Raw genomic sequence first — 10,880 nt, 5'->3', positions numbered from 1 at the left:
CATCGGATTCGTCTCTCCCTTTCTTAGATGACCCAGTTGCCGGCACGCATGATGGCTTCACGTGAGCCGTCTTCGCGCTCCCCGTCGATATCCATCTCGGCCGACCCGATCATGAAGTCGACGTGTGTCATCGAATCGTTCGCCCCGTTCTCGGCGAGTTCTTCCGCTGACATCGACGGTCCGCCTTCAAGGCACGTCGAGTAGGCACGTCCGAGCGCCAAGTGGCACGAGGCGTTCTCATCGAACAACGTGTTGTAGAAGAGGAGACCCGAGTTCGAGATTGGCGAATCGTCTGGAACGAGCGCGACTTCACCGATTCGGCGCGCCCCTTCGTCGAGGTTGAGTAACTCATCGAGTGCAGCCTGTCCCTGTTTCGCTTCCGCTCTCACGACTTTCCCACCTTCGAACCAAAGCGTGAACTCGTCAATCAAGTTTCCGCTGTAGCTGAGCGGTTTCGTGCTCGACACGTGTCCTTCGACCGCGTCTTTATCGGCAAGCGTGAACACTTCTTCTGTCGGCATGTTGGCGATGAAGTCGACGCCGTCCGTATTCGGTCCGCCGCCGCCAAGGAAGACGTGCTTCTTCGGAAGACCGATCGTCAATTCCGTACCCGGCGCCTTATAGTGCAATTTCGCGTATTTCTTTTCCGTCAATAGCTTCGCACGTGTCCGAAGCGCTTGATCGTGTTCGTCCCACGCAGCGACGACGTCTGTTTCGTCCATGCGTGTCGCCGCGAAGATGGCACGCCAAAGTGCTGCGACCGCATCCTCACGGTCTGGGAACACTTTTTTCGCCCACGCGTCAGAAGCGCCGGCAATAATCGACCAGCTGACGTTATCGCTCATGACGTACTTGCGCCACTTCGCGAGTGCGACGCCGGCAGCACGGTTCGAATCCGCGATTCGAGACGAGTCGACGCCGTTCAATGCATCCGGGTCATCGCTGACGATTGACAAGAATGCCGTCTTCTCTTCTGCGAGCTGTTCAAAGCGGGCTTTCATCCATTCTGGAAACTCTTTAAACGAGTCTTGTGGCGCGTTGAAGTAACGAATCTTTGTCGACTCCTCGTCGCTCCAGTTGACAGAAACTTGCTTGGCTCCAGCCGCGTACGCAGCTTTGACGACTTGACGGACGAGCGGCGCTTGGCTGATATCGGCGCGGACCTCAAGTTGTTGGCCCGGTTGGATGTTGACACCTTTTTTGACGGCAAGTTCCGCATAGCGGGCGAACTCGGCCTCGGTCGGGATTGTATAAGTAGACATATGTACAGTTCCTCCTTTGTTCGTTCTCTCTTATTTTCTTAAATTTTCGGAAAAGTTGCAACCAAATCGCAAAAACGGGCATATTAGTAGATGTAGAAAGAAGGAGGAATTCATATGCCAGATTGGAAAACAACGTATGCACACTTTCTAGACACAGCGAAGACGGCGTACACAGCCAACGAACAGCGCGGAGACTTGCTCGTCCAAGGCGAACTAGCCCTCGCCAAAGTGACCGTCGATGTCGCATCCAATGACATCACGAACATCGAGCGTGAAGAAGAACTGACGCTATATTTCCAAATGAAACAGTTGCTCAATATATTGCGGGCAATCTATAACAATCAGTTCGATATGCAACCGGAAAAGGAAGACGCACTCGTCGCGGCCGTTCTCTATTTCGTCTCGCCGTTCGACGCCATCCCGGACGACGCACCTCTCGGTTTGTTCGACGATGCCCAAGTGATCGACTTCGTCCATGAACAACTCGCTAGCGATATCGACCGGTTTCATCACGAGATGTAAATCAGACTCTTGAAATTCAGCGTCGGTCGAAGTACGCTTGCTTGAGAACTTTATCAAAGGGGGCGTATGGCGCCTAGCCAACTTCTATGTACGCAAAATCAAGAAAACGAATCGCCGTCGAAACGGTCCTGTTCATTATTGCCGGAACGATTCTACAATCCATCTTCGTCGGTTTGCTTCTCAAACCAAACGAAATCGGCACGGGAGGAATCGTCGGAATCACACTTATTGTCAACGAACTCTTCGGGACGCCAATCGGGCTCACGCAACTCTTGCTGAATATCCCGCTCTTTATCGTCGGAATCAAATTTTTAGGGAAGCGATTCATTTTCATGACGGGAATCGTCGTCGTCTTGTCCTCGATTTTAATCGATGCGCTACCGGTCCTCATTCCACCGACCCCGCTCGATGACCCGCTCGTCGCTTCCGTCTTCAGCGGCATCGTTTCTGGGCTCGGGTTGGCGCTGCTCTTATTTGCTGGAGCCTCGACAGGTGGACTCGATATTCTCGGAAAAGTCATCTATACGACGAACCGAAACCTCTCGCTCCCTAAAATCTTTTTGACGCAAGACATCATCGTGTACGTGCTCGTCTTCATTACGTTCGACATCAAGGCCGTCATGTATGCGCTCGTGCTCAGTTTCGTACGGTCGCGGACGCTATTGACGATTCACCGTTTCTTCTCGGCCCAAAAACAGTGCTTTATCATCTGTAAAAAGTCTGATGAAATCAACTTGGTGATCAAGCAGAACTTGAAGCGCGGTGTCACGATTATGGATGCGATCGGCGGATATTCGAACGACACGAAGAAGATGCTTTACGTCGTCGTCCAAAACAATGAGATTCCAAAATTGCGTCAAATCGTGTCGGATATCGACTCGGAAGCGTTCATTACGGTGTCAGAAATTGATTCGGTCGTCGGAAACTTCAAGGAACATTCATACACCCTTTAATCGACAACGCGTGGTTGTCGATTTTTTAGTGTAACAAACGAGGATTCGGTCCGATAATACGAATGAGCCTCATAGAATATAGAAGGAGGTGCATGAGTTGTCTAGCCACTCCTTGCGCCAATCAGTTCCCGCCCTGCTCGTCGGGACGTTTTTTCTTGGACTGTTATTGATTATTTTCAGTCCCTACGCGCTGCGCGAGACGAGCCTGTTCGTGTACTTGATCGTCGTCACGTGTATCGCGACTTTGTTTAGCGGTTACGCTGCCGTGACCCATCGTGGCATGCGACGTTATATCCACACCCTGATTACTGCCGGAAACGTCTGCTTCATCACGTACGTGACCGCCTTGCGTTATGAGGTACCTGTTTCGAGCGACTTGATGTTGTTTAGCCAAAACTTTTTTTATTTGATTATGGCACTCATCGTCATCACGCAGTCGATTGAGATTCGTACGTTGAAACTCCGCACGTTCGATGTATTCGCCTTGTTCAGTTTTCTGTTCGTCGGCGCACTCCATCTCTACTTTTATGTTTCACAGGGAGACGTGTATCGCGACTATTTGAACGGATTTGAAGAACAGATGGTGCTCGTCAGCCTTTATATGGTGCTCGCCTTCCTGTATTTGAATCGCATCGTCACATCGGGCCAATCGTTTCGAATCCTGCTTCTCATCGGAATCCTCGGCTTCACGGTCGCCTCGATCGTCAATCAAGTCGTCGCCTTTGGTGGGATTGGACATGACCTCGTCCATGTCCTGCAAGTGAGCAGCATCTTCCTCATCTCGCTCAGCTTTTTGTTTGATGAGACAGACGAGGATGTCCTCATCCATGACTCGGTGTTCGATTACATCATCTACAGCACGGTCGTGATGTTGTTCATGCTCGCATCCGATCGTCTGCTCGGCACGTCCGTCCTCGATTCGATGATTGCGAACGCCGTGTTGCTGCTTCTCATCCGGCAGTTCGTCGTCGCGAAACAAAACGCGTTGATTAGCCATCGCCTACATACCGTCAACACCGACCTCGAGACCGCCGTGACGACGAAAGCGCACGAACTCGAAATCCGCGAACAACAGTATCGCTCGCTCTTCGCCTATCACGCCGAACCGATTTTCTTATTCGACTTAGATGGCGAGGTGCTGTCGGTCAACCAAGCCGGAAGTTCCGTTCTCGGTCACACCGCCGAAACGCTAATCGGGACGAATATCCTCGACGTGATTGAGCCGAAGGACCGTGGCGCTTACGCCACCGCCCTTCACGACTTGACGTCCGGGCGTCCGGAGACGCTCGAGGTCAACATCGTGACCGATGATGGCACGAAGCGGGTCTGGCAACTGATGAACATCCCAATGATTATCAACGGTGACGTCGAAGGAATCTATGCCATCGTCAAAGATATCACGCAAATGATCGTCCAGCAGGAACAAATCTTATATCAAGCGAACCACGACAGCTTGACCGGATTGCACAACCGTTACGCCCTCCAAGAGCAGATTGAACAGCTCATCGAGGATGGGCGACCGTTCACATTGATGTTTTCTGACTTGGACGGCTTTAAAGAAATCAACGACCAATTCGGACATCACATGGGCGACCAGTTGTTACAACATATCGGCAAACGGCTCCGTCTCGCCTTGTTGCCGAACGAATATGCCGGCCGTCTCGGTGGAGATGAATTCATCGTCGTTGCCGAACACGATGATAATGAGATGTTGATTGAACGGCTTCGCCGGCTCGTCTACAGCCCCCCTTACTATTTGGGCGGGACGCTCGTCGAGATTCACGCCTCCATCGGGATCGTCCGTTACCCTGAACACGGGGCGACGCTGAAACACTTGCTGTCGAATGCCGATTTGGCGATGTACAAAGCAAAAGAAAAAGGACGGGATGAGACCGTCTTGTTTGCGCCAGAGCTACGCGAAGACAAAGAAGAACGTAAGCTGTTGATGGAAGGGCTCGACACCGCGCTCGAAAAAGGCGAAATCTCGCTTTATCTTCAGCCACAGGTCGATGCGGCGACGAAGCGAATCATCGGTGCCGAGGCGCTCGTGCGCTGGCAACGTGACGGCGTCTTCATCCCGCCGAGCGAGTTCATCCCGATCGCGGAAGAGACGGGACACATCCAAGACCTCGGTCGATGGATGATTCACGAGACGTTCCAACTCATGTACGCGTTCGAACAAGGCGACATCGATTTGCCGAAGCTCTCGGTCAACTTGTCCGTGCGCCAACTATTCGATGAGCATTTGATTGACTATTTGACGACGCTCTTCAACCGTTTCCCGATTGAGCCGGGCCGATTGAACTTCGAATTGACGGAGACGGTCGCAGCACACCATTCCGACCGCGTCTTGAATCGTATCCTCGAACTGAAGGCACTCGACATCAAACTGTCGATTGACGATTTCGGTACCGGCTATAGCTCGCTCGCCTACCTCGTCCGCTATCCGATCGACGAACTCAAGATTCCACGCGAGTTCACGATGCAACTCGAAGAAAATCGAGAGTACCAGACGGTCACGGCGACCATTGTCGCCATGGCGAGACAACTTGGAATGGCGCTTGTCGCAGAAGGCGTCGAAACCGAATACCAAGAGACGTTTTTACGCCGAATCGGCTGTGACTCGATGCAAGGCTATCGATATGCGAAACCGATGCCACTCGATGAGTTCGTCATCTTCTACATGAAACAACGACAATAACAAACGCCTCGGACCTGTTCTCGGTCCGAGGCGTTTTACGTTACTTCATCTCATACACTTTCACTTCACCCGGTTTCAAATCGACCCACAGGTCCCAGTTGTCATCGAAACTGTGCTCGGCATACGGCCATGAGTTCGGCGAATATACCATCTCAGCGAAGCGGCTCGCGTTCCAGTTCCGGCGACGCACACCGTCAAGGGCGACCTTGCCCTGTAACGGTTGATGCATACTTGTATTGGCGACGACGAGGAGCGTCTCGTTCGTGTCTGGACGCAACCAAGCCAGACCGATAAACGGCGCATCCATCTGCCCCATCGTCAGCGGCTCAAAGTGGCTCGGGTTGACGAGGACATCGAGCCAACGCCGACGGATGCCAGCCACTTGATGCATCAGTTCAATCATCTCGTCCCGTTCCGGATGATCCCAATGGAACTGATAGGCGTCAAAAAAGGCGAGCTTCCCGAAGTACGGGTCGGTCGGGAAGAGTTGATACGCTTCTTCCGGTCGACAGTCGAGGCCGGTGTTCATCGGTTGCGTCTCATACAGTTCGAGCCCCGAGTTCGTCATCGGTACCCCGTTCGGCATGAACCCGTTCAACACTGTGAGCAATCGGCTCGCTTGACGGCCGCCGTCACGGGTCGCGATGCGGCGTGTGTCCGCGGTCTCACCGGCGGCGAACACCGGGAGCGGCAAGAAACGCGAGTCATAAAAGAATTGGTGCGTGTCGTGCGTATCAAAGCGCGGCTCTTTATAGAACCCGTATCCGATAATCATGTTATAACCGGCGTCACGCGCCGCCCAAGCCCCCACTTCAATCAACTCTTCGGCGATGAAGCTGAAGTTCGAATCGAGCGCACGTGGCTCTGTCAAGATTCGTTGCGCCAAATCGACCGGTAACGCGTGCCCCATGTCGATGCGCGCACCGTCGATTCCATACTCCCGCTGATAATGCGGGATGATATCCGTCAGCATCGCCCAAAGTGGCTCATTGATTTGCTCGCCCCGGAACTGGTTCGACTTGATCGAATCGAACAAGATGTATGGCGCCAAGTTCGCGTCGTTCACGTACGGACCGGCAGCCGTCGGATGGTCGAGGAACAAGCGGAAGTACGTGACGTCAGACCATGGCGGCTGCGGGTCGTTGATGCAGTCCGAGAACGCCGGGGCGGTCGTCAATCCGAATTCCCGTTCGATGACGGCGAGCAAGTTCTCTTCCGGATGATCGAGTAAATAGCGTTTCACCTGCTCCCACTTCGCCGCATCGACCAAGTTTGGCGCCATCGAGAAGCGACGCAAATGTTGCCATACATCTTGCGAGCCGTAAATCATCGGCAAGAACGCGTATTCCGGCTTCACGTTCTCACCGATTCCCGGTACGTGCGGCGGATGATAATGGTCGAGCTCGGCGACCGGAATCCAATAGAACCATTCCGGGTTCTTTAGAATCAATCGGTTATCGCGCGCGCACGTGCGGGGAATGACATCGATGACGACACGGATGCCGACCATGTGACACGCTTCGACGAACGCCGCAAACTCTTCTTCGACGGTCAAGCCGTCCCCGGTGAGCGTCTCTTTCAATTCCTCGTCAATCGCAAAAAAGTCTTGGACGGCGTACGGTGAACCGAACTCGCCCTTTTTATTCTTGTGGCTGTGTTGCGAAATTGGCAACAAGAACAACGTGTCAATGCCCATATAGAGGAGATGCGGCAACAAGGCGAGCGTCTTCACGAACGTCCCCGTATCCTTCATTCCTTGTGAATTGTTCATCTCGACATAGCCCGACCCGTCATGGTCCCAAGACGTCGACGTCCGCACTTGCATCGAGTAGACCGAAGCCCGCTTGATCCAGTCGCCGCCTGTCTCTAGATAAGCGTCCGCCTTGGCGACAGATTCGGTATAGTCACGGCCGTCGACTGCATGCGGAAGAATGCCTTTCTCGATCGTCTCGATTAAGAAATCGTATGGGTTGACCCGTTCGACACCATCACGGACCGGCTCCGACAAAAAGCGCATTCGATTCCACAAAGACGGGATTTCATAGTGTAAATCGGTCCGTTTGTCTTTTAACACTTGGTGTAACTTTTTTAACGACGAGTTCTCTGGCATAGTTATTCTCCTTATGATTGAAATCGTACCCCATCCCAATTGTAAACGATAACAAGGTACAACATCCTATGTATTTAAACGTTTACCCGTTTTTTCCTTTTCCAAAAAATAATTTATGCCGAACGCTTAAAATTGTTGTACGATTGTCATCAGAAGGGAGGGAAGCACCATGTCTCAGCGGAAATGGTTGGCGTTATTCGGTGCATTGGCAATCTTGCTCGTCCTCGTCATCGCCAGCTTCATCGTCCAGTTGCGCAATACGAACGAGCGAATCGAGGCCATCCACGGGCCTCGACTCGATTCCTATCAAGCCATCGAAGAAATCATGTATTACAACATCGAACGGGCCAACGCGATTCGTGGGCTTCTCGCCTATGACGACCGACGCTTCCTCGAAGCGTACTACAGCATGTCCCAACGCGCGAAAGAGTTGAAGGCCTCCATCGCAGGCGACCCAGAAACACCGAGTTCCCTTCTCGATTTATTGTATCGGGACGGCATTTGGGAACAAGAGGCGGACCGTGTGCTCGTCATCTATGAGACCGGCGACCTTGCGGAAGCGACCGCCGTCGCCGAGACGATGACCGATCAACGCCAGACGATTTTAGAGGACTTGCGTTCGTTGAAGAAGATGCAGTATAACGACATTCGTAAGCAGTTGACAGCGACTCAGCGTGAAATCGACATCGCGACTCAAGCACTCATCTCGGTTGCCATCCTGCTCATCGCCATCCTCGTCATTCTCATCTTTTTGATGGCCAAGACGAAAAAGCGGATCGATCGAGACTGATCGGTCCGCTCGCCTCAACCTCGGTTGGGGTCTTTTTTTGTACTTCGAATTAAACGTGTGGCATTCGCAATCGCAATCAAAGCGACTCCTACGTCCGCGAAGACTGCTTCCCACATGGAGGCGATTCCCCAAACGCCTAGGATAAGAAAGAGTGCTTTCATGAAGAAAGCGAAGACGATATTTTGCCAAACGATTTGTTTCGTACGTCTCCCTAGCTCGATTGCCGTGAGGAGGTCGTGCGGTTCGTCATTCATCAACACGACGTCGGCAGCCCCGACCGCTGCGTCGCTCCCAATTCCTCCCATGACGAGACCGACGTCCGCTCGAGCCAGTGCCGCGGCATCGTTCATGCCGTCCCCGACAAACGCAACCTTCCCGTCTTTTACGAGTCGTTCGACCGCTTCAACTTTTTCATGGGGCAAGAGCTCGCTCGTCACTTCATCGAGGCCAAGTTCCGCACCGACCGCCTCGGCGACGACGGCCCGGTCACCGGTCAACATGACCGTCCGGTATCCGCCGCGTTTCAAGGCAAGAATCGTCTCGCGTGCATCTCGTTTGAGTGCATCCATCAGTTCAATCCGTCCTAACCATTCGTCATTTTTGACGATGTGCACGTGCGTTCCGACCCGAGCCCCCTGGACACGATGGCCTAACTTCTCCATGTAGCGGGCACTGCCGACGTAGATGCGGTCTTCCCCGTCCACCGCCATCAGGCCATAACCCGGCTCTTCATGGACATCGGCAAAAGAAGTCCCTTCCCCAGCAAGTTCGACGATGGCCGTCGCGAGCGGGTGTGTCGAAGCACGCTCGACACGCGCGGCAATCTGAACGAGTTCGTCCGTCGACAGCTGTCCGTTCGTCTCGATGGACGTGACGTTAAACTGCCCCGTCGTGAGCGTTCCCGTCTTATCGAATACAATCGTATCCACTTCAGCGAGCGCGTCTAAATACTGGCCCCCTTTTACCAAGATGCCTCGTCTCGACCCAGCCCCGATGCCGCCGAAATATCCGAGCGGAATCGAGATGACGAGCGCACACGGGCAACTGATGACGAGGAAAATCAACGCGCGATATACCCATTCCTCTAATGTTCCGCCAAAGAGCGGCGGGACGAACGCGACGATGGCGGCCAGACCGACGACGACGGGTGTATAGATTTTTGCGAGACGGGTGATCATTTGTTCGGTCTTCGCCTTCTTCGCGCTCGCCTCTTCGACGAGAGCGATCATCTTTTGAAGGGTCGATTCCGTCGACCGACGTTCGACGATGACTTCCAACCGTCCATCCAAATTCAACATGCCGGCGAGAACGGGCTCACCCGCCTCCACCGATTTCGGAAGCGACTCACCGGTGAGAGAGGCCGTGTTGAGCGAACTTGCGCCCGTGGCGACGCGCCCGTCCATCGGGACGAGCTCGCCCGGTAAGACGACGAGCCTCGATCCAATTGCCACTTCTTCTGGCCGGCGTATAGCTTCTTGATCGGCTTCAAGCACCCGCGCCATCGTCGGTTTCATCGTCAACAACGACTGGATGGAACGACGGGAAGCTCGGACGGCCCGACCTTGAACGTATTCTCCGAGCTGATAGAACAGCATGACGGCTACCGCCTCCGGATACTCGTTGATCGCAAAGGCGCCGAACGTCGCAATCGTCATTAAAAACTTCTCGTCGAACCACTCTCGATGCCAGGTGTTTCGAATCGCAGCGTACACAACGTCATATCCGACGATCACATACGCTATGGCATAAAAGAAGAGTGAGTCAGACCAGATCCCGACACCAAACAAGGCGAGCGCCGTCCCAAAGCGCCACAAAAGATGATTGACGTGATCGCCCGTTGCTTCCTTTCGAGCAAAGTGGGCCCCTGGTTCAATCTGTGCCATCTCTTGTTCAATCGATTGCAGTTCCGCGTCATGGTCATTCGGTTCATTCCATTCGATCATCATGCGACTCGCCGCAAAATCGATTTGACACGATGCCACACTCGATCGGCCTTCGACACGTCGTTCGATTTTAGCCGCGCAGTTTGTACACGTTACACCTTCGATCGGCAAGATATCTCGATTCGCCATCTCGCATTCCTCCTGTTACATTCAAACATTCATTTGAATATAGCATAACGCTGTTACTCGACGCCCGCAACCAAAAAAAACTTCCGCCATGGAGCGGAAGTTCCAGATTGTAGAAAAAGTCACGTTTCAGGCGAATTGAAACGTGACTTTTTCGTTTTCGGGCCTTGAGGCGTTCTGCCCGAGACCCTGTTCAGGCGAGCTGGGCTTTCTTCCATGCCAAGACTGCCATCTTCTTGAGATTGAGGGCGGCAAAGGGTAGCATCGCCTCCATGACGGGTTCTCCACCTCTCATTATAAAAAAGGGGCGAGGGTACGAAAAGAGGGATGGATGCGTGGACCGACCAAGGGCATGGCGAGACTTCTAGGGGAGTAGCAAGCAAAGGGAGACCCAGCAGCGTTAAGCGATGCGGCTCCCTGCTTGCCCCCAGAAAAGCGAGCTGTGCCCGGTCGGACAAATAAAAAAACTGCAG

Annotated in this window: 7 protein-coding genes; 4 read left to right on the top strand and 3 right to left on the bottom strand. The window is 53.3% G+C overall.

Features of this window, described 5'->3' with window-relative positions; translation table 11 throughout:
• Positions 1-23 precede the first annotated feature (23 nt).
• A complete protein-coding gene (locus DI14_RS08575; protein WP_034807562.1) occupies positions 24-1,262 on the bottom strand; it encodes an aminopeptidase in 1,239 nt (412 codons plus the stop codon).
• A 114-nt stretch (positions 1,263-1,376) separates the two neighbouring features.
• On the opposite strand from DI14_RS08575, the gene DI14_RS08570 reads away from it, so the two are divergent.
• From DI14_RS08570 to DI14_RS08560, 3 genes are all read left to right on the top strand, one after another.
• Positions 1,377-1,784 (top strand): YkvA family protein, encoded by a 408-nt coding sequence (locus tag DI14_RS08570; protein WP_034807560.1) that lies wholly within the window; start codon positions 1,377-1,379, stop codon positions 1,782-1,784.
• An 86-nt stretch (positions 1,785-1,870) separates the two neighbouring features.
• Complete coding sequence (locus DI14_RS08565; protein ID WP_051622658.1) at positions 1,871-2,737, top strand: YitT family protein; 867 nt, start codon at positions 1,871-1,873, stop codon at positions 2,735-2,737.
• Between the two features lie 97 nt (positions 2,738-2,834).
• The gene (locus DI14_RS08560; RefSeq protein WP_034807558.1) at positions 2,835-5,438 is read left to right on the top strand and encodes a bifunctional diguanylate cyclase/phosphodiesterase; all 2,604 of its coding nucleotides are present in this window, start codon (positions 2,835-2,837) and stop codon (positions 5,436-5,438) included.
• A 40-nt stretch (positions 5,439-5,478) separates the two neighbouring features.
• Here DI14_RS08560 and DI14_RS08555 read toward each other — a convergent pair whose 3' ends face one another.
• Positions 5,479-7,548 carry an alpha-amylase gene (locus DI14_RS08555; protein WP_034807556.1) on the bottom strand — a complete coding sequence of 690 codons (2,070 nt, stop codon included), beginning with the start codon at positions 7,546-7,548 and terminating at the stop codon, positions 5,479-5,481.
• A gap of 169 nt (positions 7,549-7,717) precedes the next feature.
• Between DI14_RS08555 and DI14_RS08550 the strand changes: the two genes are divergently transcribed.
• Complete coding sequence (locus DI14_RS08550; RefSeq protein WP_034807553.1) at positions 7,718-8,338, top strand: hypothetical protein; 621 nt, start codon at positions 7,718-7,720, stop codon at positions 8,336-8,338.
• Between the two features lie 14 nt (positions 8,339-8,352).
• On the opposite strand, the gene DI14_RS08545 is transcribed toward DI14_RS08550, so the two are convergent.
• Positions 8,353-10,410, bottom strand: coding sequence for a heavy metal translocating P-type ATPase (locus DI14_RS08545; protein WP_034807550.1), 2,058 nt, complete (start codon positions 10,408-10,410; stop codon positions 8,353-8,355).
• Between the last annotated feature and the right edge of the window lie 470 nt (positions 10,411-10,880).

This window comes from Exiguobacterium sp. AB2 (assembly GCF_000696055.1).
Lineage (GTDB): Bacteria > Bacillota > Bacilli > Exiguobacteriales > Exiguobacteriaceae > Exiguobacterium > Exiguobacterium alkaliphilum.
Note: the sequence above shows the minus strand (reverse complement) of the source record. Positions and strands in the feature narration are given on the sequence as shown.